General features: G+C 53.0%; 17 protein-coding genes. 10 read left to right on the plus strand and 7 right to left on the minus strand.

Annotated features, from left to right (window positions below):
- Positions 1-415: 415 nt before the first annotated feature.
- From SH573x_RS04765 to SH573x_RS04780, 4 genes are all read right to left on the minus strand, one after another.
- A complete protein-coding gene (locus tag SH573x_RS04765; RefSeq protein ID WP_479353189.1) occupies positions 416-1,687 on the minus strand; it encodes an alpha/beta fold hydrolase in 1,272 nt (423 codons plus the stop codon).
- Positions 1,688-1,767: 80 nt separating this feature from the next.
- On the minus strand, positions 1,768-3,399 hold the full coding sequence (locus SH573x_RS04770; RefSeq protein WP_479353190.1) for an ATP-binding protein: 1,632 nt from the start codon (positions 3,397-3,399) through the stop codon (positions 1,768-1,770).
- Complete coding sequence (locus tag SH573x_RS04775; protein WP_479353191.1) at positions 3,396-4,919, minus strand: ATPase domain-containing protein; 1,524 nt, start codon at positions 4,917-4,919, stop codon at positions 3,396-3,398. The genes SH573x_RS04770 and SH573x_RS04775 overlap by 4 nt, the downstream gene beginning before the upstream one ends.
- 196 nt (positions 4,920-5,115) lie before the next feature.
- Positions 5,116-6,450, minus strand: a complete 1,335-nt coding sequence (locus SH573x_RS04780) for an APC family permease (protein ID WP_479353192.1) — start codon at positions 6,448-6,450, stop codon at positions 5,116-5,118.
- Positions 6,451-6,714: 264 nt separating this feature from the next.
- Between SH573x_RS04780 and SH573x_RS04785 the strand changes: the two genes are divergently transcribed.
- The 4 genes from SH573x_RS04785 to SH573x_RS04800 all read left to right on the plus strand — a co-directional run bounded on the left by SH573x_RS04785 (position 6,715) and on the right by SH573x_RS04800 (position 12,219).
- Positions 6,715-8,874: an HAD family hydrolase gene (locus tag SH573x_RS04785; RefSeq protein ID WP_479353193.1), complete on the plus strand. Its 2,160-nt coding sequence runs from the start codon at positions 6,715-6,717 to the stop codon at positions 8,872-8,874.
- Positions 8,849-9,670, plus strand: a complete 822-nt coding sequence (locus SH573x_RS04790) for an HAD-IIB family hydrolase (protein WP_479353194.1) — start codon at positions 8,849-8,851, stop codon at positions 9,668-9,670. The genes SH573x_RS04785 and SH573x_RS04790 overlap by 26 nt, the downstream gene beginning before the upstream one ends.
- 37 nt (positions 9,671-9,707) lie before the next feature.
- Positions 9,708-11,654 (plus strand): amylosucrase, encoded by a 1,947-nt coding sequence (locus SH573x_RS04795; protein WP_479353195.1) that lies wholly within the window; start codon positions 9,708-9,710, stop codon positions 11,652-11,654.
- A gap of 193 nt (positions 11,655-11,847) precedes the next feature.
- Positions 11,848-12,219 carry a GxxExxY protein gene (locus SH573x_RS04800; RefSeq protein WP_479353196.1) on the plus strand — a complete coding sequence of 124 codons (372 nt, stop codon included), beginning with the start codon at positions 11,848-11,850 and terminating at the stop codon, positions 12,217-12,219.
- Positions 12,220-12,445: 226 nt separating this feature from the next.
- Here SH573x_RS04800 and SH573x_RS04805 read toward each other — a convergent pair whose 3' ends face one another.
- A complete protein-coding gene (locus SH573x_RS04805; protein ID WP_479353197.1) occupies positions 12,446-14,146 on the minus strand; it encodes a cation:proton antiporter domain-containing protein in 1,701 nt (566 codons plus the stop codon).
- A 225-nt stretch (positions 14,147-14,371) separates the two neighbouring features.
- Here SH573x_RS04805 and SH573x_RS04810 point away from each other — a divergent pair, with 225 nt between their 5' ends.
- The 3 genes from SH573x_RS04810 (at position 14,372) to SH573x_RS04820 (ending at position 16,922) form a co-directional block, all read left to right on the plus strand.
- Positions 14,372-15,286, plus strand: coding sequence for a fibronectin type III domain-containing protein (locus tag SH573x_RS04810; protein WP_479353198.1), 915 nt, complete (start codon positions 14,372-14,374; stop codon positions 15,284-15,286).
- 181 nt (positions 15,287-15,467) lie between these two features.
- A complete protein-coding gene (locus SH573x_RS04815; RefSeq protein WP_479353199.1) occupies positions 15,468-15,725 on the plus strand; it encodes a hypothetical protein in 258 nt (85 codons plus the stop codon).
- A 486-nt stretch (positions 15,726-16,211) separates the two neighbouring features.
- Positions 16,212-16,922, plus strand: coding sequence for a Crp/Fnr family transcriptional regulator (locus tag SH573x_RS04820; RefSeq protein ID WP_479353200.1), 711 nt, complete (start codon positions 16,212-16,214; stop codon positions 16,920-16,922).
- On the opposite strand, the gene SH573x_RS04825 is transcribed toward SH573x_RS04820, so the two are convergent.
- On the minus strand, positions 16,881-17,330 hold the full coding sequence (locus tag SH573x_RS04825) for a zf-HC2 domain-containing protein (protein WP_479353201.1): 450 nt from the start codon (positions 17,328-17,330) through the stop codon (positions 16,881-16,883). The genes SH573x_RS04820 and SH573x_RS04825 overlap by 42 nt on opposite strands.
- A 349-nt stretch (positions 17,331-17,679) precedes the next feature.
- Here SH573x_RS04825 and SH573x_RS04830 point away from each other — a divergent pair, with 349 nt between their 5' ends.
- The 3 genes from SH573x_RS04830 (at position 17,680) to SH573x_RS04840 (ending at position 21,183) form a co-directional block, all read left to right on the plus strand.
- A complete protein-coding gene (locus SH573x_RS04830) occupies positions 17,680-18,504 on the plus strand; it encodes a spondin domain-containing protein (protein WP_479353202.1) in 825 nt (274 codons plus the stop codon).
- A gap of 97 nt (positions 18,505-18,601) precedes the next feature.
- Positions 18,602-19,594, plus strand: coding sequence for a hypothetical protein (locus tag SH573x_RS04835; protein ID WP_479353203.1), 993 nt, complete (start codon positions 18,602-18,604; stop codon positions 19,592-19,594).
- A gap of 113 nt (positions 19,595-19,707) precedes the next feature.
- The gene (locus SH573x_RS04840) at positions 19,708-21,183 is read left to right on the plus strand and encodes a tetratricopeptide repeat protein (RefSeq protein ID WP_479353204.1); all 1,476 of its coding nucleotides are present in this window, start codon (positions 19,708-19,710) and stop codon (positions 21,181-21,183) included.
- Between the two features lie 265 nt (positions 21,184-21,448).
- Here SH573x_RS04840 and SH573x_RS04845 read toward each other — a convergent pair whose 3' ends face one another.
- Positions 21,449-22,966: a mercuric reductase gene (locus SH573x_RS04845; protein WP_479353205.1), complete on the minus strand. Its 1,518-nt coding sequence runs from the start codon at positions 22,964-22,966 to the stop codon at positions 21,449-21,451.
- Between the last annotated feature and the right edge of the window lie 422 nt (positions 22,967-23,388).

The following is a 23,388-nucleotide window of genomic DNA, read 5'->3' on the forward strand; positions in this document are numbered from 1 at the left end:
GGCCTCGGGTTAAACGATTTGCCGTCAGGCGAGGCGCACCTGCTAACTAAGTCTGCGTTTACCTAAGCATCCGTGTGCGTTGGTCGGTGATTTGCCACCTGAAGATCAATCGCTGCGTTCGCCTCGCCTGCGGCTTCGGGTTAAACGATTTGCCGTCAGGCGAGGCGCACCTGCTAACTAAGTCTGCGTTTACCTAAGCATCCGTGTGCGTTGGTCGGTGATTTGCCACCTGAAGATCAATCGCTGCGTTCGCCTCGCCTGCGGCTACGGGTTAAACGATTTGCCGTCAAGCGAGGTGCACCTGCTAACTAAGTCTGCGTTTACCTAAGCATCCGTGTGCGTTGGTCGGTGATTTGCCACCTGAGAATCAACCGCTGCGTTCGCCTCGCCTGCGGCCTCGGGTTAAACGATTACTTCACATCGCCTGTATAGGGATAGTGCTAACATTTGGTTTAGCAAAGGCTCCGTCTGCAAATGCCAAGATGGTTTGCGTGACCTCGGCGTTGTGCTCCCAGTGGCCCAGATGCCCACCAGCATGTGAGCTGGGCGTATTGTTGGGAATCAACTGTTCCATGTGCCGGCTGGCCGATTGGACCGTCAGGATATCGTTGGCCCCTGAGACGACCAGGACTGGCACGTTGATGTCAGGCAGCGCATGTTCTTCATTGAACTTCATCATGCCGAAGTTTCCACGCGCTAACACAGCCGGCCAGGCCTTTGCGCCCAGCTTGGCGCTGTGATCTAACTGCTCCCAAGTTTGTTTACCGGTAAAGCTTTCGAGCCTGGCAGCCCAGTGCAACGAACCGTTGAAGTAGCTTTGCCAGTTTGACAACCAAAAGACCGGCGCCAACGGAATCATGATGAAATTCATGCCGGCGATTAGAGGTTGTAATGGTTTGACGACTGGGGACAAAGCATTAGTTGCTAAGGGGTTGGTGTATGTAGTCTGGAGCATCACCATGCCCTTGACAGATTTACCCAGCTTCTCGCTGTGCAGGCGACAGAAGGTTTGTTGGGTCATGCCACCAATACTATGCCCGACCAAAACAACTGGTCCATCTGCAGCCACGTGTTCCAAAATTGCATTGAGGTCCTGCGCCAGTTTCTCCAGACTGAAATCGTTATTTTCAGGTCCACGCGACTTGCCCAGTCCTGGCAAATCCCAGACAACCACGCGGTACCGCGGTACCAGAGATGCCAACATGTACCGCCAAGCTGATGAGTCTAATGACCATCCATGTGTCAGTAACAGTGTGGGCCCATGCTCACTGCCAAAGGATTGGCAATGCAAACGCGAACCATCAGGCCGACTGACCTCGAAACTTGAACCAGGTGGTAGTGTTTGACTTTGCGTCGCGGAACCGCGTTTCATGAACATGCGCACTGGTGCTCGTCCCCCAATGCAGAGGCCTAAGCACAGAATCGCAACGGCCAACTCGCCCCAGGCATACCAACTGTTGTCGGTGTTTTGTACTACTACCGTTCGCTCCTGTGGCAAGTCATCTAGAATCGTAGTCTCATTGCTCGTCTCGTTACCGATGCGGCTGGGGACGCGAATCGAGGTTGATTGAACGTCGCGCGTTTGAAAGTTGTGATAGGCGTCGTACGCCAGATAGATCGCCCCGCCTAACAACGCCCAGCTAATTATGAACAGCAGAAACGATCGTAGCACGCTAAAGGGCATCATGGGCAGGACAACTTTATTTTGGACTGGTGATAGCAGATGGCTGCCACACAAGCAAAGTTCGTTCCATCCCCAGTGATTCGTTACGCAGGTGACTTTCCAAGACTCGAGCGATTGGCCTCGATCAGTTTACTGGCCATGGCCAGTATCTTTTCAGCAACGATGGGTTTGGTGATGTAGCTATCGCAGCCGGCTTTCAGGCATCGAATCATATCGCCTTGCATAGCGCTGGCGGTCAGCGCCAGGATGGGACCGGAGTAACCGATCGTACGTAAAACCCTGGCCGTTTCGTAGCCATCCATGTTGGGCATTTGCATGTCCAACACGATCAAATCAATTTGCTCGCCCATGCGAGTGGACAGCTTGACGGCCTCAATGGCCAGCAGTCCATCTTCAGCTTCGGTGATCATGCCACCAGCTTTGGCCAGGATATGTTTGGTTAGAAAGCGGATATCGCGGCGGTCGTCGACAATCAGTACGCGCGCATCCAGGCGAATGTCTTTGGGAAATACCTCCTGTGCTTGGGATTCGACGATGTCTGCTGGCTGGAGCCAACAGCTTTCAGCTAACTGGCCGACGGGGAGAGTGACTGAGAATTCACTACCCTGATTCAAAGTACTGCGCACGGTAATTTGACCGCCTAGCAGAGCAGCTAGCCGCTGGCTGATAGCCAGTCCCAATCCCGTGCCGCCGAACTCCTGCGCGATCAATGAGTCCCCTTGTGAGTATGGCTTGAACAAGCGATTAAGTTGTTCAGGTGACATACCGATGCCGGTATCTGTGACCTTAAACTGCAACGAACCACTGGTCTGCAGACTTATGGCCAGCCGAATTTCACCTTCTTTGGTGAACTTGATCGCATTGCTGATCAGGTTGATCAAGATTTGTTTCAGCCGCTTCGCGTCGCTCTCGATATACTTGGGAATCCGCGTTTGGTAATCGACGATCAAACGGAGTCCGCTTTCCTGCGCGCGAACTTCGAGCACGCTACGAATATCTTCGATCAGTGCCGCTAGCTCAAAGCGCTCGATGTCCAAATCGATCTTGCCCGCTTCTATTTTTGAAAGATCGAGGATGTCATTGACGATCTCCAGTAAATAGTCTCCGTTGCGGCGGATGGTCGTCAGAAAGCCACGGGCCTCGTCACTGCGCACATGTTCCAGCAGCAGCTCTGCATAACCCAGGATGGCAGTTAGAGGTGTACGGATTTCGTGCGACATGTTAGCCACGAAGGAGCTCTTGGACTCGTTTGCCTGCTGCGCCTGCAGCAACAGGTCTCGCACCTCGTACTGTCGCGCGCGATCTCGAAGTTTTGCGCGCAAGGTACTGGCGAACATGGCGATGCGTAAAGGGCGCTCGATCAACGTCACATGCCTAAGGGAGAGCAGGTCAGCTACGATGCGCGGTGAATCTTCACCATGAGCTAATAAGATGAGAATCGGCACATCGGACCAAGAAGGCTGATCTTGAATGGCTTGCTCCAGATGTTCCATTGCCTCTCTGGTCAAGAACTCTTGAGCAATCAGAACCGCGCCGACGCCGCGGGTTATCAGATGGATGATCTCGTAAATTGAAGATACAATACGGGCTGGAATTCCGAGTTCTTGCAGTATCCGCTCGCAGTGCTTGGCATCCTGAGGGGTGGGGGCAAGCACTGTGACTGTGAAGCTGTCGTCATTGGTCGGTCTTAGTTCCCTGCCTGTCCCATCAGTCATGCTTCCAGGTCGTCCCGGTCCAGAAGATCGTCTTTCTTTCCAACAAAGCTGGGTATCCCACTGAGCACCCCATGAAATTCGACTAGTGGTTGACCGATGTGTAGTCCCTGATCGCTCAGCCCAAATTCCCGAATGGTTTTCTCGTGGGCGCCTGTGCGTTTTTTGACCATCGATATGGCTTGGCGAATTTCACCCGCGGTTTCGAAGTAGCGAAACAATATTACATTATCCGCAATATAGCTGGCATCGACGGGCGTTTGCATGTTTGTCCCCAGCATGCCGTGCTGCGCGGTGATCAAAAACGAAGTAATGCCGTGGCGACCGAGCATTTGCAGGATATCATTTAACTGAATTAGTAAAAAGTGCTCGTGCGGCATCGAGCTGAGGTAGCCATTCAAACTGTCGATAACGGCGATGGCCACTTTTCGACCTTGAGCATCTGGAACGATGGCATCGCGAACTCGAGAGGCAAACTCGGCGGGTGTGGTTTCACCTGCTTGAAAATGCAGAATCTCGATCAGTCCTTGGTCCACATGTTTTTCTAGTTCGAAGCCCAGGCCACGACTCCGAGCCAGCAACGCCTGGAGGCTTTCTTCGAACTCAAAGAGTACAGCCCGCTGACCACGTTTGGCCGCAGCAACGGCGAACTGCGTTGCCGTTGATGATTTGCCCACACCAGCCGGCCCCAGCAAGAGCGTGCTGGTACCTTCCATCAATCCCCCGCCCAACAGTTTGTCCAGCTGTTTGTTTCCACTGCTGATATTGGCACCTGTCGATTGCCACTTGGTTGTTTCCAGCGTTTTACGAGGATAAACGACCATACCACCGCGTTTAAGCAAAACATCATGTGTCCCACCAACAAAGTCACGACCACGATGTTTAATGACGCGCAAATGTCGGCGTGGGTTTCCGTAATGGTTCAGCGATTGTTCCAGACGTATCACTCCGTGCGCCAGGCTCTGCAACTGTTGATCATTGGCGTCCATCGAGAGCTCGCCGCCCGATTTATCATCGAGCAATAGCGTAGTGCACCGACGCCCCACGAAGTATTGCTTTAACGCCAGTATTTGCCGTCTGTATCGGAGTGGTCCGTGAGCCAGCAATCGCATCTCTGATAGCGAATCGAATACAACTCGACGCGGTTGGATAGCTTCTACCTTCTTGAGCACGCGATCAATGGTCGCTCCCAGTTCGATTTCCGCTGGTTCGAACATGGTATAGTTGGCTTGGTCCTGGGTCAGTTTCTCCTCATCGACGAGCTCATGAAAGTCGATGCCGGATAGTGACCAGCCATGCGAATGGGCGATGCCCTCGAGTTCCTCGCGAGTTTCCGACAAGCTAACGTAAAGACCGCGCTCCCCTTGGGCTGCTCCGTCAATCAAGAATTGCATGGCCAACGTCGTCTTGCCCGTGCCCGGGAAACCTTCGATCAAATACATGCGATCCGCTGTAAACCCACCGTGCAGGATATCATCGAGTGCTTTATTGCCCGTGCTGATTTCCGATTGGGGCTTATGCATGTATGCTCACCGCCGTCTCTCACAAAAGAGTTATTCACAGAGCCCATCAAGACAGGCTTAATTATTGCAGCGGCATGGTGACGAGAAAAGTCCACTGAGTCATCCCTCTGAAATGTGCCTGCAAACTCCAGCTCGATTGGTCTCGTTTCCTTGTCAGCTAAATTCGCCACTTACAAAAAACATCGCTAGGCCAGGGCTACGAACTTCGCTTAGGAATCAGCCGCCTGCCGTATCGCCACCAACCAAGACCAATTGCGATTACCGCTAGCCCCATGATCCAGATGTGGCGGTCAACCCAAAAGGCCAGAAACAAGCACGACAACAGACCAAGCCAGGCCAACAGTTTTGGATACCTGCGCTCGGCCTCTGACATGCGGATGGCTGCCAGGTTGGTGATGGCGTAATAGACTAAGACCGTGAAGGCACTAAACGACCAGGTTGTCTTGACGTCTTTCACCAAGGAAATCGCGGAAATCAACACGCCCACTGCGATTACCGCCGGTACCGGCGTAGTGGCAGACCGGTCGAGCGTTGCAAAGATACTCGGAAGGTCTCCGCGGCGACCCATCGCCAGCACGACACGAGACAAGCCCAGCACCAAGTTGACGAGCACCCCCAGCATCGCGGTCACCGCTCCCACTGCAATTACCCGGTCTGTTGCGGTTAAGTCGAACTGCCGCGCCACAGTTTCTAGCGGTGCCGTGATCTGGTCAGCATTACTGCCAGTAAATTCAGTTCCCACCGTCGCCAGGCAAACCCAAGCTACGGCGATGTAGATGACCATCGAAATCAATAAAGTCGCGATGATCGCCGTGGGTATATTCGTTCTGGGATTACGAACCTCTTCACCTAATGTCGCAATGCGACCATAGCCAGTGTAAGCTACGAACATCAGTGCGCAAGCCTCCAAGAATCCAGCCAGTTCGATCTTCTTGGTCAGTTGAGCAAATTGGAGTCGGCTAAGTTCAGCAGTCGGCATGTGCAATCGCGTCACTACTCCAGAGAGTACGAAGTATCCCAGCGCCGCCAACGTTATCGACACAATGATTGCGTTGAGTATCGAACTCTTGCGCATACCAGCTAGCGCCAGCCCGGTAACTGACGCTATGGCAACCAGTGCGATAGGTAATTGCAGCTTGGTAGTTGTGAAGCCACATACTGTGAGTCCGTAGCTCGCGAAGCCCAGCGCAGCAGTGGCCGCCGAAGAACTCTTGGCACATAAGAACATCCAACCTGCAGTGAAGCCCAGGCTGGGATGCAACCAGCGATATCCGTATTCGTAGGTACCACCACTGACAGGATGGGCTGCGGCCAATTGAGCGCTGCTAAGTCCATTGAAACCGGCCACTATGGCGGCCAATGCAATGGCTACGACCACCCAAGTTCCCGCTATGTCCGCTGCGTTACCAATACTCACAAATATCCCGGTACCGATAATCGCGCCCAGTCCCATCATGATAGCGCCAAAAACGCCCACTTCGCGTCGTAAGGGTCGAGACTGATGAGCAGTTTGAGACAGTAAGTCAGGCATTTTGGTCCGGGGTTTGCATCGCTAGTCGAATTCGCGAAAGATTGAAACGGTTGTAGCCGATCTCGCCAGAGATGGGAAGCGTTTAGGGTCGTGGTTGACGTAGCCGATCTCGCCAGAGATTGGAAGCGTTAGGGTAGTTCGTCCAAAGTCTGGCGACTTCGGCTACGAGAGTGCCAGAGATTGGACAGAGTCGGTAGTTCGTCCAAAGTCTGGCGACTTCGGCTACGAGTGTGTGCGTGTGTACGAGGTACGAGTGGAGCGGCAATGAATTCACGACCACTTACCATTGTTCTGATTAGTGTCCACGGCCTGGTAAGGGGTCATGATCTTGAGCTTGGACGGGATGCGGATACCGGTGGACAGGTGAAATACGTCGTAGAGTTGGCCCGCGCCTTGGGTGACAGAGATGATGTAGAGCGGGTGGTACTACTGACGCGGCGCGTGATCGACAAACAAGTTAGCGAGGACTACGCTGAGCCGTTTGAGCCCTTGTCGGACAAGGCCGAGATTGTGCGGATCGACTGTGGCGAAGCTAAATACATCCGCAAAGAACTTTTGTGGGATCTGCTGGAGACATTCGTCGACAACGCCTATGACTACTTGAAGTCTGCTGGGTTAGCGCCTGACCTGATTCACGGCCATTATGCAGATGCCGGTTACGTCGGGGCTCGCTTGTCCCATCGCATGGGCGTGCCCTTGATTTTCACAGGTCACTCGCTGGGTCGCAATAAGCGCAGTCAGTTGTTGGCCAGTGGTGTCAAGCGGCGGGAGATTGAAGCGACTTATAACATCTCACGGCGCATTGAGGCTGAAGAGACGACGTTGAGCGTAGCGCAGCGAATAATTACTAGTACCCAGCAAGAGATCGAGTATCAATACGGGCTCTATGATTTCTATCAGCCTGATCTAATGCGCGTGATTCCTCCCGGTATCGACCTGGTCAACTTCTTTCCGCCGCGTGAAAACGAAGACAACAGTGCCATTACGCACCAACTTGAGCGTTTCTTGATCTCTCCTGACAAGCCGATGATTCTGTCCGTGGCACGCCCGGATCCCAAGAAGAATTTTGTCTCGTTGATTACCGCTTACGGGCAATCGCCTGAGTTGCAAGCCGCGGCTAACCTGGTGTTGATAGCGGGCAATCGTGACGACCTGTGCGAGATGGAGACGGTCACGAAAACAGCACTCAATGATATTTTGATCGCCATCGATCGCTTTGATCTGTACGGGAAAGTGGCTTATCCCAAGCACCATCAATCGCAAGACATCCCGATACTGCTGCGTATGGCCACGGCCTCAGGCGGCGTGTTTGTTAATCCTGCCTTGACCGAACCATTTGGGCTAACGCTCATCGAAGCCGCTGCATCGGGTTTGCCAGTCGTCGCTACTGAAGACGGAGGGCCGAGCGACATCATCAAAAACTGCGAAAACGGTCAGCTGATCAATCCTCTCGACACGCAAGTCATGGCCGATACACTGCTGAGTGTTTTGCAGGACAAACAGCAGTGGCAGGAGTATTCAGCCAACGGAATCGAGCGAGTTGGCCGATTCTACTCGTGGCAATCGCACGTCGAGCGTTATCTGGAAGTAGTGCGGCCAATCGTCGAAAAGAGCACTTCCATCGAAAGAATGAAACCCAACCGTCGCAAGGGTGTGTTCCGCGATAGAGCGATCTTCACGAGCTTGGATTTGAACCTAATAGGTGACAAAGTTTCGTTGCCTAAGTTGCTGCAGATTCTCAAAGCCAATCACAAGTTGGCGATCTTTGGCATCGCCACTGGTCGCAGACTCGAAAATGCCTTGGCCACTCTGCGTCAGCATCACATTCCTATTCCGGACGTCTTGATCACTGGTCAGGGCACCGAGATACACTATGCTCCTGGTCTAACCAAAGATGTGGCCTGGAAACGACACATTGATCATTTGTGGACTCCGCAGGCTGTACGCGAATTGCTCAAGGATGTGCCGGGTCTTACGGCACAACCTAAAAGCGAGCAGAGCGCGTTTCAGTTGAGTTACTATATCGATACCAAGCTTGTCAGTGTGCAAGAGATCCGACAACTGTTGCTTCGTAACGAGACGGTAGCCAATGTTCTGTTTTCGTTTGGGCAGTTTCTGGATATCTTACCGGTAAGAGCTTCCAAGGGATTGGCCTTACGGTGGTGTGCCGAGCAGCTGGAGTTTCCACTGGAGAACACGCTGGTCTCGGGCGTGACAAGTGCTGATACGGATATGTTAATGGGCAATACACTGGGAACCGTCGTCGATAGTCGCCATCGCGGTGAGTTGTCTCATTTAACTGGCAGCGAAAACGTTTTCTTCTCTAACGCCGCCTATGCGGCAGGCATCATCGAGGCCATGGATCACTATGGATTCCCGCAGATGAAAGAACACCTGGATGAGAAGACTGCTACTGTGCACTGATTTGGATCGCACCTTGATTCCCAACGGTGTACAGCCTGAATCGCCCCGAGCCAAAACACTATTCGAGCGATTGGTCGCGAGACAGGAATTAACCTTGGTCTATGTAACCGGGCGTCACCGGCAACTTATCGAGCAAGCAATTCTGGAATACGACTTACCTCAACCAAATTTCGCGATTGGTGATGTCGGCACTACGATCTACGACGTTTCGCCTGAGGGCTGGACGCTGTGGCACGATTGGCAAGAGCACCTGGCTGCAAGGTGGCAGTCAGCCAGTGTGAACAGGCTGAAGGGACAGCTAGCCAGCTTGCCTGAGCTGAAATTGCAAGAAGCGGAAAAGCAGAATCGATTCAAACTGAGTTATTACGTCTCACGCAAGTCGGACGAAGATCAGTTAAAGTCGTTGGTCCGGCAACACACCGCGTCCTGCGATCTCGACGCAAACTTGGTCTGGAGTATTGACCAAGCTAATAACGTCGGTCTGTTAGACATACTGCCGCTGGCAGCCAATAAGCTGACGGCTATTGTCTATTTGATGCAGCGGCAAGGGTTCCAACTACAAGATTCGCTGTTTGCAGGCGACAGTGGAAATGATCTGGATGTGTTTCGCAGTGACATTCCAAGCGTCGTGGTCGCCAATGCTGAGGCCGACATAAAGCGGTGGGCACAAGAGCATGCAAGTGATCAGCTCTACGTCGCCAGTGGACAACTGCGCGAGCTAAACGGTAACTATCGGTCTGGCATTTTGGAAGGTGCTTGTCACTTCTGGCCAGAGGTAGTCGACTGGATTTTCTGAAACGCAGAAAACTCCCCCGCTTCATCGAGAGATACACATGTACGAGCAAGTTTCGCATTCGGCACTCAATGACATCCTTGAGGAGTTGAAGCCGAAGATCAGTAGGCTGCGACTTCGGCATTTTTACACGCGACTGGGTGCCAACTTCTACGCCATCCATTCGCTGTTCCATCGACTCTATGGCGAGAGAGACGATTTTCAAAGCCAATTGGTGACCCTGGTGGAGACCTTGGCACGTCGGTATATCGAACGCCCCAAAGTACTTAGGAAGTCGGATCTCGAACGCGAGAAGAATTTCAATTGGTTTCTCAGTCAGAAGTGGGTCGGGATGGCGCTCTACTGCGATCGCTTTGCCGGTGACTTGAATGGATTGCGCAGCAAGTTGCCGTATTTGCAAGAGCTGGGCATCAACCTGTTGCATATCATGCCAATGCTCGATTGTCCGCAGGACAAGAGCGACGGAGGTTATGCAGTCCGCGACTACCTCAAAATTGATTCCAAGTTTGGCACCAGTGACGAGTTAGTCGAACTGGCCACAACATTAAAACGTCGCGACATGCTGCTAGTGCTGGATGTGGTCGTCAACCATACCTCCGATGAACACGAGTGGGCGAAGAAAGCGCGGGCCGGCGATAAGAAGTATCAGGACTACTATTACACGTTCGCTGACCGCGATACCCCAGACATGTATGAAGAGTCGATGCCAGAGATCTTTCCCGAAACGTCGCCAGGTAACTTTACTTGGGATGCTGAGATGAACCGTTACGTGATGACGGTCTTCAACAGCTACCAATGGGATCTGAATTATTCGAACCCGGCCGTCTTGATCGAGATGATCAATATCATTCTGTTCTGGGCTAACCGAGGAGCGGATATCCTGCGGCTGGATGCAGTTGCTTTTTTATGGAAGAAGATCGGTAGTACTTCGCAGAATGAGCGCGAAGCGCATTTGCTGCTGCAGTTGATGAAAGACTGTTGTCAAGTGACGGCACCCGGAGTATTGTTTATCGCCGAAGCCATCGTGGCTCCGTCGGAGATCGCCAAGTACTTTGGCGAAGATGCGATCAATGCCAAGGAGTGTGAGATCGCATATAACGCGACGACGATGGCGCTGTTGTGGGATGCGGTGGCAACCAAGAACGCCAAGCTGTTGAACGTGGGCATTCGTAACTTGCCAACCAAACTGGCTAGAGCAACATGGCTGAACTATGTGCGTTGCCATGACGACATCGGTTTAGGCTTCGACGATAACGATGTACGTCTGGCAGGCTACGAACCGGTGAAACATCGGCGTTTTCTGGTCGATTACTTTACGGGCAGGTTTCCTGGATCGCCTGCACGCGGCTTGCCATTTGGTGAGAACCCTAAGACAGGTGACATGCGAATCTCGGGCGCGCTTGCCTCTTTGGTGGGACTCGAGTCGGCTATTGAAAGTGGCGACACCGCGGCGATCGATGCTTCGATTCGATCCATACTGCTACTGCATAGCGTGATTCTGAGTTTTGGAGGCTTGCCGCTGTTGTATTACGGAGATGCCATCGGCATGCTCAACTCCCTGCAATATCTAGAGGATCCATCCAAGCGCCACGATTCACGCTGGGCACATCGATCAAGCTTTGATTGGGAACAAGCCGAACGCCGCTTCGATCACGGTTCGGTCGAACAACGCATTTTCTTTCCGCTCAAAAAGTTGATTGCTATTCGCAAAGAGACGCCAGCTTTCGCTGATCTAGATAATCGCGAATTGATTCCATGTGATAATTCCAACTTGCTAGTGTTTGCGCGCACCAGTCGACTGGGGAATGTACTGGTTATATGCAATTTCAAGGACCAAGACGAATCGCTCTCGGTCAGTGACATTGCCTCATTCGGCTTCTTTCAGCACGGACGGATGTACGATCTAGTCTCCGGCCAATTCATCGAATCGGTTGATGAACAAATTTCGATTCCATCGCTAGCCTTCTACTGGTTCACCGATCGGTAAATCCCCTCGGTCCGTGGTTGCCAGACCAGCCCAAAAAAGACCCGGTCTTCTCTGTGCCTCTGTGCCTCTGTGGTTAGAACATTTCCCTGTTAGCAGAGTGGAACAAAGTTCCTGAGCGCGTAATAATTGTCTATTAATTAACCACAGAGGTGAGGCGTCGAATCGTAAAGAGAGAGAATGTTTGGAGGGCGCGATGAGTGATAACGAATTGACTGGCATGGTAATTGGAGCAGCCATTGAAGTTCACAGCATTCTCGGTCCTGGCTTGTTAGAAGCTATCTATCAAAAGAGTTTGGACATCGAATTGCAGCTACGCGGAATTACAAGTATCGCGCAGGCACGTGTGCCCCTGCTCTACAAAGGTTATCAGCTGGGCGAGGACCTGATCATGGACTTTTACTTTGCCAAACGACTGGTGGTAGAACTTAAGTCCGTTAGCTCGCTTTCACCGGTCCACACTGCTCAAATTCTGAGCTATATGAAACTGAGCAATGTTCGTCTGGGTCTACTGATCAATTTCAATGTTCCAGTACTCAAAGATGGCATTAGGCGTCTCGCGCTTTAACACGTTTTCTCTGGATCGTTGTGGTGAATGAACCACAGAGACACAGAGCCACAGAGGTGTGGCGTTGAATCAAACGTAGGACTAAGAGTTTTGAAGGTCGCGTGAATGGCCACGAATAGCCAGGATTCTAGGTCCGCGGTTGCAAAGTCAGTCGCAAGAGACGCTGTTTTCTCTGTGCCTCTGTGTCTCTGTGGTTAGGTATGTGGGCCCTGCACAGCGGATAACGTCATGTGGGTGAGCGGAGGAGCGAGTCGGCGACGTTAAAGACGCCGGCAAGTTCCAGAGGAGTGCGAGCATCCTTGGCTTCGCGAACCATCTTGGCGTTGTGTGAGAAATTTCCGATAGCCGACAATATCTCCAATTGCACCACAGGATCATCGGCTGGGGTGAGAATTAAAAAGACCAGCCGCACAGGCTCGTCGTCGACACCCGCAAAATCAACTCCATGCTGAAGTGTTCCCACAAAGAGATGCGGCGTAGTCAACTCTGGTAGTCGCGCGTTGGGAACAGCGATGCCGTTGCCCAGGCCGGTACCTTTCATGCGTTCACGATCCAGCACCGCAAGTACGATTCCTGGCGAATCGAGCTTGGTTCGTTCCGCCGCTACCATACACAATTGGCGGAGTACGTCGTCTGCACTGTCGGCGGCGATATGAGGCAAGCAATTGCGTGTCTCGAGCATGGTGCCAAGGGAACGTCTAGCCTGTTTCTTTAACAGCCTTTTCAGCATGGGACCTGCCAGCCCGGAGGTAACTACTGCCAGACTGACAATGGCGACGAACAAGCGTTCGCGAATGACTCCTGCTTCCCAAGCCAGTAGCCCAATTACGATGCCGAGTTCACCGCGAGCGCTTAAGGCCCAACCGATGGCCCAAGCTTCAGAGGAGTCACGCGATGCCAAGCGCGCTCCTAGCCATCCGGCTACCAATTTAACTGCCATACCGATCGAGACCACGCTGACGACCAATACCGGTTGGAAGTTCATCGCGAAGTTAACTTTTAAACCGATGGCCGCGACAAAGATTGGTGCCAAGACGCCTTCAACAAAGCGATGAACCACGTGGCGTGTTTGCTCGCGCATTTGCGGCGAGTCGCCCAGGGCAATACCAGTCAAAAACGCACCGAATATCGCATGGACGCCCAGGGCATCGGTGACGGCTGCTCCCAATAGACCAGCGATCAACATGAACCCCAATACTCCCGATGGCCAACTCAGTTCTGCTTGTACCCAGCTGAGCAATCTGTCTGCCACATAGCGACCTGCGGACAGCATGAACACGGCAAAGGCCAGTGTGAGCAAGGCTACCGTCGCTAGCGGCGTGTCGCCTTCACTACCACCCAAGACAATCGAAAACAGCAGCCATGCGCAGAAATTACATAAGGTCGCCGAGATCAAAACTAACATGCCAAAGTCAGATTGAAAAAGGTCGAGATCCAGCAAGATCTTGGCGATAACCGGGAGGGCACTGACGGCCAGGGCTGTGCCGAAGAACAAAGCAAAAGTCGTCGGCTCACCCTCGACGGGCATACCCCAGAACATTGGATTGAGCCAAGCCAAGCCGACGCCCACGGCCAGCGGTATCAAGACGGCCAAGGTCGAGATAAATACGACCGCTGTGCCTTGCCGGCGCACCGTGGATAGATCCACTTCCATGCCGGCCAGCAGTAACAGCATCGTCACTGCTAACATCACGATACCATCTAGCGCAATGGCTGCGGCCCCGTCGTGTGGGAACAGCCAGGCTTGAGTGTTAGGCGCCAGCCAACCAAAAAACGTGGGCCCCAATAGCAGCCCAGCCACCATTTCGCCGATGACTACCGGCTGGCCCAGTCGCCTGGCTAACTCGCCCAGCAAATGCGCAGCCGCCAGCAGTACTGCCAAACCCAATAGAAAGACGCTTAACTGATCGCCAGAAAGTTCACCCATGTGCACATTATTGGGTAGATCGCCAATTCCGCCACCCCTAGACTTTGCAAACTCTTCCAACGACAAACCGCAAATTGCGCCTGTGATAACTCAAAATGCTCCGTGGCAAGTTGTCGCCTTGTATGAATTGGCTGGCGGATCGTTGACCCCTTATTGCCTCTCGCTGGTGTTACGAAGTTGATCCACTTGTTCTAGCTCGAACCGAGGTGCAGTATGAAGCGATGGATGAATCGAATTGGTGTAGTTCTAACTATGTTGGGGTTCCTGGTGGGAACGCCGGCAATTGGTCAAGTGCCTGATGCTCCGTCGGAATTGACTTTGCAGCCTAGTCGACCGGGCGATCCAGCGATTTCATTGTTCTGGCTCGATAACTCGACCAATGAAACTGGCTTTGAGATTCAGCGCTCCGTTGGCGATGGCAGCGGTACCTTTGAGACTGTGTCCTTGGGCACACTCAGCAATGTAGGCTCGTTCAACGATACTGGGTTAGCGGAAAACACCACTTACACCTATCGCGTGCGTGCTTACAACGCAGAGGGTAGTTCGGAATTCTCGAACTTGGCAACGGCCAAAACCAGTTACCTGATGCCCAATCAAGTTGCCGATCTGGTGGGTGCGGTCATCGACGGCGATGTCCATTTAAGTTGGACCGATATGGCCGACAACGAAACGTTCTTTGCAGTCGAGCGGGCTGAACTAGGCGTGTCGATTGCTTACGAAACGATTGCAAGTTTGCCGCCAGATTCGACTACATATGTGGATACAACGGCCCTGGATGGTATCACTTACAGTTACCGAGTCACACCCTGGCGATTCGATATTGCTGGCGGTGCTCCGCTGACCGTTGACTTGCAGACCGGCCCTGCCCTCGCCTCACTGCGTGCCGTATCAGCTCGGGCCAAGTCGCGGACGGCCATCGAAATATCGTGGCGGGGTGATTTCAACAGGAACACCCAAGTGCAAGTTCAAAGTTTCGATCCCAATCTCGGATTCTGGGTAACCATTGGTCAAGTCACCGCCAACGACAAGAAGTTCACGGACAATCGATTGCAACCGCGAACGGCCTATGCGTACCGACTGCGCATCGTGACCAGAACCGCGGTTTCGCTGTGGAGCGAAACGAGCGCTACAACTCGATAACGACATCCGATTCTCCGGCCTTTGTTTCAAGTGGCACTGGTGAGGCGCTTGGCCACGCCAGTGTCCACGTGCTATTGGCTGATCGAAGTTGAGCCTCAAGTATGGCCGACCCTACCTATCCAGCTAAAATGATCATAAGGAATCCCAGCTACCCCAGTGTTGTACTCTGAAAGGTTCTAAGATGACCGACCTCAAGAACCCGCGAGTGATCTGGCTAAAGGGCGGTCTGTTTCTTTTTCTGGGACTCTTCTCGGCAGCTTTGCTGATTGCGCAGGTACCGTCGCTCACTGCGGTGCTCCTACTAGGCATAACTATCTGGGCCTTTTGCCGCGCCTACTACTTCGCATTCTATGTCATCGAGCACTATGTCGACTCCAGCTATCGCTTTGCGGGCTTAATCGACTTCGTGCGCTACACCTTGCGGCAGACGCGCAAATGAACCCGCTATCGTGCACTGTCACATCGTAGAGCGGGTCTCCAGGCCCGCTCAAGATATGCGGGCCAGTGAAAATTCAGCCTGTTGGACGGGCCTGTCGGACGGGCCTGGAGACCCGTCCTACGAGTTGTGTGAGCAAACTCACAGAACTGAAACAGCCCACGAACTTAAATTTTAACAAACCAACAGACGCGAAGCTCGCAAAGATACAAGTCCGCCTCAGGCTTGTTCTTAGCGGGCTTTGTGCCTTTGCGTGTACAAATCTCCGAATTCATGTTGAGACCAGTCGAGGCCCTTCTGAACAGCCTCCGGTCCGACACAAACCTTCATACTGGTCTTTGATTATTGCGGATTGCCAGGACAACTCTGGCGAGTAGGAAAACGCTTCGCTTGTGCTATATTCGACCAGACGTGTGTATCGCTTGTCCTATGCAGGCCGAAGCTAAACTGATGCGAGCATGCGCATAATCAACCACTAGCGAAAGTTTCATGCAAGAGCGAATTTGGTATCTTAAGTCGAGCCGTTTGCTCGAGATGCTGGACGCCGATCAGCTGGTGGTGATTGAGCGTCAATCTCGATGGAAGAAATTTCCTCGTGGAACTCCCATTTATTTACCAGGTGAAAATGCCGACTCAATCTATCTGGTGGCTGAGGGACTGGTCAAGCTCTGTCATTTGACCGCTGAAGGCAAGGCGTCGACCCTAGCATTCATTAAAGTCGGCGAAGTCTTCGGCGAGTTGTCATTACTGGAAGTAGGTCATCGCGATGAATATTGTGAGGCCGTAGAGGATACTACGATTGTGCGCATACCCAGAGATGCGCTGCTGCCGTTCATGGAAGCCAACATGCAATTTGTCGTGGCGATCACCAAAATCGTCGGCTTTCGCAGGCGAAGAATCGAGAATCGACTGAAGAGTTTGTTGTTCTCATCGAATCAACAGCGACTTTCGCACCTACTTCTCGACTTGGCCGAGCAGTTTGGATCAGCTGTCGACGATGGCATCCGCATTGGTCTTAAGCTCTCACATCAGGAACTTGCGAATTTGATCGGCACGACGCGCGAGACGGTAACCATCTTGCTGGGAAAAATGAAGGCCGAGGGCATTGTTGACGGTAGACGCGAAAGTGTCATCCTCAGGGATGTTTGGCGCTTGGCTTCATCCGTCGATCGCGAGTGGCCGACGGATAAAACCGGTTGACCGAATCCTAGCCACCGCGCTCGAACTAGTCCGCCAGTCTTCTTGATCTCGATACGCGACCGATTGGGCTGCCTGAATCGCCTGCAGCTTGGCCCTGCAAAAGGGACATTTCTTGAGATGCTTCTGAACCCGTTCACGCTGAGAGGCGGAGAGTGAGTTGGAAGCATAGGCGGGCAGAAGCTTCTCGACTTGATCGCACAATAATGGGCCAGTCGAACCAAAGGGCAGCTGAATTAGCCCATTCCAAGTCAATGCAAACAAAGCGAGGACCGTCAACGGGATCATCAACGCCGCCCGCTGGATGGATTTGCGTTGCCGAGAACGCTTCGACAGAGCCTGTAGAGTTCCTTCGGGACATGCTTCCCAGCCGTCGCCACTGTCTGTCTGTGAATTCATGATCATGCTCATATTTTTTCAGAGCGAAACCTGTCGCATCAATCACTGAAGTTACCTGGAAATTCACCACGCGTCAAAGCGTGTGCTGTTCCATAATCGTCCGCATGACACCCTAACTGTATGTGAGCACCCTCACTGAGAGACGCAAAAACTCAAAAAAACTCCGTCAGAAGCGGAACTGCACTTTTGCAGATCAGCTGAATTCCCCAGTTTTCCGTCGAGAACGATAGAAAAATTCTCGTCCAAGCGACAGGTATGTGAGTTCGCTCACAATTCTCATCCCCGCTCCATTCTAGCATGGCAAGCGGCGGACCTACGTTGGGCCGCAGTCTTGATGAACCTCGATCGATCGGAACGAATTATGCAAGTTTTAGTGAGAAGTGTGGGCGCGTTGCTCGTCAGCTTACTGCCGTTGGCCTGGGCAAGCGATTGCCAGGCAGCCATTGTCAATGTAACAGTGACTTTCCAGAACCTGGCCCCAGTTAACAGCGTGTCATTTGCCCCATTGCGCGTGGGGTTCGGCAACGGCACCTTTGATTCCTTCGATATCGGCACCACAGCTACCGCCCCGATTATTTCCATTGCCGAGGGCGGCAGTGGTGCAGATTGGTTTCCGGCCTTTGCAGCTGCTGATCCGACCGCCGTGCTCGGCACAGTTGGCGGCGCACTTGTTCCGACTGCCAACGTTGGTGGTGGTTTCATGAGCATGGCTTCGCAAACGTTTACCATCGACACAAGCGTCAACCGTTTCTTTACCTTTGCTTCGATGGTCATCCCGAGCAACGATTTGTTCATTGGAAATGACAATCCTGCAGCCTTCGAGATCCTGGATGCTTCGGGCAACCTTTTGATCTCGCAGATCAACCAAACCGCAGCCCAAATTTGGGATGCCAATTCTGAGGTCGCCATTGCCGCCAATGCGGCTTTCGTCGCCGGCGGTGTCAATGGCAATCGAGTGGACGAAGGTGGAACCGTAGCATTCGACTTCTCGGAACTGGATGTCTTCAATGGGTTGACCACTGGCGCTGGCTATTCATTCAGCAATAGCCTGGCCGGAGCCACTGACATCGGTCGAATCTCGTTCACGGTTAGTGCTGTGCCAGAACCAAGCTCGATGGCACTGGTCGGCTTGATGGGTGTAGGCGCCTGTGTTCGACGGTTGCGTTGCAAGTCAAGAAAGAGCTAATTGCAACTGGCTGTTCTGTAGTGCAAATATGCTGCAGCCGCCTGTCCACCCATCGGGACGGCGGCTGCAAACTTTCAATTTCTTTGCAGGCACAAAAATGAGTTCAGAGAATACGCCGCGTGATTCACATGCGTCATTGGTCGACTTGCGCCAGCGGTCTCAACTGGGCGCACAAGTATTTTGGGCCATTGCGTTGCTCGGCCCGGTCCCGTTTGTACTAGCTCCGTTTCTGTCGGGATTGTCGCGAATCGAAGCGCTGCCAGTCTATGTCTTCAGCCTCTGTGCCTGGTCTGCTGCACTATTTATCTTTCTGTCAATTGTTCGCTCGCGTTGGAACAAGATCTCGCTGTTTCCAAGAACTAGAACTAGCCTACTCTTGGCGATGGCGGGCATCGCTTGCCAAGTATGCGCCGTGTGCCTGTTGTCGATCCCGACTGCATTACTGGGGTGGATACTATTGGCTGGTGCCTGGTTGGCGACGCATGCCGGCAGCCAACAGGCGAGACGCTCGAATCTACTGAATCTCTGGCCTGCTCTGTGCACGTTGGTACCAATGCCAAGTATCGTAGCCACCAAGCTCGATCAAGCGTACCAACAAGTGCTTTCCCACACTGTCACGTTAGGCCTGGATTCGCTTGGTGTTCCGTTTCACCGCGAGCCCGGGCATTTTGAATTCGCCAGATTCGCGTTGTCAGTGGATGAAAGTCTTGTGAATTCACCCTTCATTGGGTGGATGTTGTTTGTGGCCTGCCTCGTGTTTTCTTGGTTGCGTAGGCCGATGGTCTTGCTGCCAGCCTACATCGGGGCCGCCATTCTGTGGGTGTTCGGAATGCACTTGGTGCAATTATGTACGATCGGGTTTCTGCGACACACGTACGAAGTCGATGTTAGCACGGGCTGGCTATTTGTATTGTTGAATGTAGCGACTCTCATGCTGGCGATTGGACTAATATTCTCGACTGATCGCTGCCTGCGAATCCTATTTATGCCAGTGCCGACGGATTCATCCCCAGGGTTCTTAAATCCTCTGAGTCGCATGTGGAATCGAATGCTCCTGCCTCTGGCCGCTGATAACTATAGAAAGGCTTAGCCATGCAACTACTTCAGCGTTCACGACGTTTTCTGAGACGATCTCTCAGGTTCAACTCGCCTATTCCTATGGCTGCCTACCGGCCAGATAGTACCGCTCGTGTGGGAACTTCGATGCGCCACATGTTGAATCCTTGGTGCTGGTGCAAGTGGTCTTTCTCGTTCGCAATTGATTGGATACTGTCGCGTCCGTATTCAGCCATCATGACCGCGTTTCCCGCAATTGCCCTGGGAACGGCGTTAGTTACGGCCATCGCCTTTAGTGCAAGTCATCTATCGCAGTTTCGCGAAAACCGATACCGCGCCTTGTTTGACGACTCGGTAAAGCAGCAGGACTTCGAAGTGGCCGCAGTGGTGCTCAAAGATTTAGTCGATTGCAGCCCAGACAATCTGGAATTGCAATATCAGCAAGCGTTGCTCGATCATAAACGAGGTAACCGTCAGGCAGCTGTTGATCGCATGGAGGACTTGGCTATATCGAAACAGTATGGTCTGGCCGCCATGTGGATAGTTGCTCAAGAATCTAACCTGCAAGAACTCAAAAACTGGTCAGCCGAAGACCATGCACGTTTTCGCAAGTTGATGGAAATTGGCTTGAGCAATTTGATGGGTGAAAACTTGCTGTCCAGCAAGGTATTGATGTTCAGCTACCTGGCGGAGGTTGGTGCCTATGGCGATGCGGAAAGATACCTGGCGGAAGTCGTCCCTGATCGTCCAGAGTTAGCACTCGCAGCCGCCGCGCTTTGCCGATCGCAGCAAGATACGGCTGGCGTTACCAAATATGCGACGATTGCACAAAGACATTGTGAATCCAAGCTATCGCGCAAACCGAGCGATGTTCTGTCAAGAATTGACCTGGCGCGAGTCTTGATGCTTCAAACTAAATTTGAAGAGGCCGCTGGATTGCTCAACGATGGATATCGACTAACGAAAGATAGTCGCTTGGCGAGCATAACTGCCGAGGCGCTAGTGGTATGGTCAAATCACCTGGCCACTGGCGACGTGAGTTCCAAGAATCTGGTGAAGCGACTGCAAATCCTGCATTCTGCCATTGGTGTTGCGCCGTCAGATCCGCTGGTCGGCGCGTCTATTGCCCAGCTCTTGATTGATTACCGGGACAATCGTTCACCTGAAGTGGTATCCTTGAAAAAGGCCATTCTCGAGGGAGCTGATCCAGTGTCAACGCACTTCATTCGCGGTACCCTGGCACTGCTGGATGGCCGTGCCGTAGAGGCCAAAGTGCAGTTGGAGCTGGCATTGCAACGCGAGCCGAATGCTCCTGCTATCCTGAACAATCTGGCGATTGCTATTGCTGAAAATCGCGACGGCGACCTCGAGAAAGCTCTGGCGCTGGTCAATACGGCGCTCGAGAAATTGCCAAGTTACACCTACTTCTTGGAGACTCGCGGGCAGATCCATTTAAAGCTCGCCCGCTGGCAGGAAGCGATCTCCGATCTGGAAGACGCGCTGGAAACCAAAGAGCTTCGTCCAGCAATTTACCCCAGCCTGGCGGCAGCGTATGAAAAGACCGGAGCCAAAGATATGACCGAGCTTTATCGAAGACTGGCGAGCGAAACGCAGACCCACTGAATTGTCAGTTACCCGTTAGCTCGTTTTGCAGATCCTTTTGAAACGCAGAGTTCGCAGAGCCCGCAGAGAAAACGAACAAATTGCTGACGATCGAAAGTGCAGTTATCCTCAGCACGGCAGTTCATTTTGTTAGTGATAGCGGATCTCTAAGACACTACGTGGTACGAATGCCTCGGTGGTGCGGTTCACTATTTGCCCTGTTCAAACAGAAATCCACAGCAACGTCCAGTATCACGGAACGCGTTTTCACGACAGCCTTTTCGACTTATCGCGTCCATCGTAACCATGTATTGAACAGCGACTTGACGGTCGGTGTTAGCTTCGTTCGATTGAACTGGTCGCCCAATTTGCGAACCGCTTCCGCCTGAGTTGGATACGGATGAATGACCGACGCGACCTTCCCGAGGCCGATGCGCTGCTTCATGGCCATGACGATCTCACTGATCATGTCGCCGGCATGCGCCGCCACGATCGTCGCACCCAGGATTCGAGCGGAGCCTTTCTGGCAATGCACTCGCACGAAGCCGTCCACTTCACCGTCCAGGATGGCCCGATCGACGCCAGAGAGTGGCTGAGTGAAGGTGTTTAGCTGAATACCTGTTTCGGCCGCTTCATTGGGGTAGACACCGACATGCGCGACTTCTGGTGAGGTGTAGGTGCACCATGGAATGATCAGCTTGCTGGCTTTGGCCCGCCCCATGAACAGCGTGTTCTGAATTACGATACGCGCCAGAAAGTCCGCCGCATGCGTAAACTTGAACTTGGAGCAGACATCGCCTGCCGCATAGATGTTCGAGTTGGTCGTTCGCAATCGATCGTCGACCTCAACGCCATGTTGTGGATGTGCTGCCACACCGATTGCCTCAAGTCCGAGTCCATCCAAATTAGGTGTTCGGCCGATGCCGACCAGAATCTGATCGCCACTGATTCGTTCTTCATGCCCTGCACGCGAAACGACAACCACGCGGTCCGAGCCTTCACGCTCGACACGAATCACTTTCGCATCAAGAGCCATCTTGACGCCATCTTTCTGCAGGGCTTGTTGAACGATCAAGGCGGCATCGTCTTCTTCGCGACTCATGATGTGCGACGATTTTTCGATGAGCGTGACGATTGATCCAAAGCGAGCGAAGCTCTGAGCCATCTCGCAGCCGATGGGACCGCCGCCGATGACGATCAGTCGCTTGGGCAGTTCTGTCAGCGAAAACAAGGTCTCGTTGGTGAGGTAGCCGGTATCCTTCAAGCCTGGGATTGGCAGTTCGGCGGCCCGTGCTCCAGTGGCGATCACCGCTTTCTTGAAATGCAGCGTTTGATCTGCGACGATAACCGTGTTGCTGCTAGTGAAAGTCCCTTGGCCAAAGAAGACATCGATCCCAAGTTCAGTAAACCGCTTCGCAGAATCGTGCGGACTGATCGAGGCTCGCAGTCGTCGCATGCGTTGCATGACTTCGGCAAAGTCAACGCTTGGTGCGGAAGATTGAATTCCGTAGTGCCCGGCGTCGCGTATCGAGGCTGCTTGACGAGCCGCCGCGATCAGCGCTTTGGAAGGCACGCAGCCGACATTCAAACAATCGCCGCCCATCAAACCGCGTTCGATCAGCGCGACCTTGGCTCCCAGACCGGCCGCTCCCGCAGCGGTTACCAAACCCGCGGTCCCAGCGCCGATCACAACCAGATTGTACCGGCCGTCGGGTGTTGGATTGACCCAATCAGTCGGATGGACGTGCGACTGCAACGTCTGGTTGTATTGGTCAGTCGGTTTCAGTTGGTTGAGATAATTCATGGTCGTTAGTCGTTTTCAAGTGAGAGAATTAATTCACGCCAAAGCGCGCAGCTCGCCAAGTGGAATTCAGTGTCGATAACTTCTTTGCGTCTTAGCGCCATTGCGTGATCTACTCTGTCGACGATACTCCGCACGTTGATGTTCCCGGTCGGAAAGGTTTCACGCCAAGGCGCAAAGCTCGCCAAGTCGTGAATTCACTTGTGACCTCCTCTTGGCGTCTTAGCGCCTTTGCGTGCCCCAAATTGTCGCCGCTTTTCTGCGCGTTGCTGTTAGGGGACGAAAATTTCACGCCAAGGCGCGAAGCTCGCTAAGTGGAATTCAGTGTCGGTATCTTCTTTGCGCCTTAGCGCCTTTGCGTGAGCCAACTTGTCGACCCCTTTTCTGCGTGTTGCTGTTGCGGGACGAAGATTTCACGCCAAGCT

The sequence above is a fragment of the Rania fehmarnensis genome, from assembly GCF_056494185.1.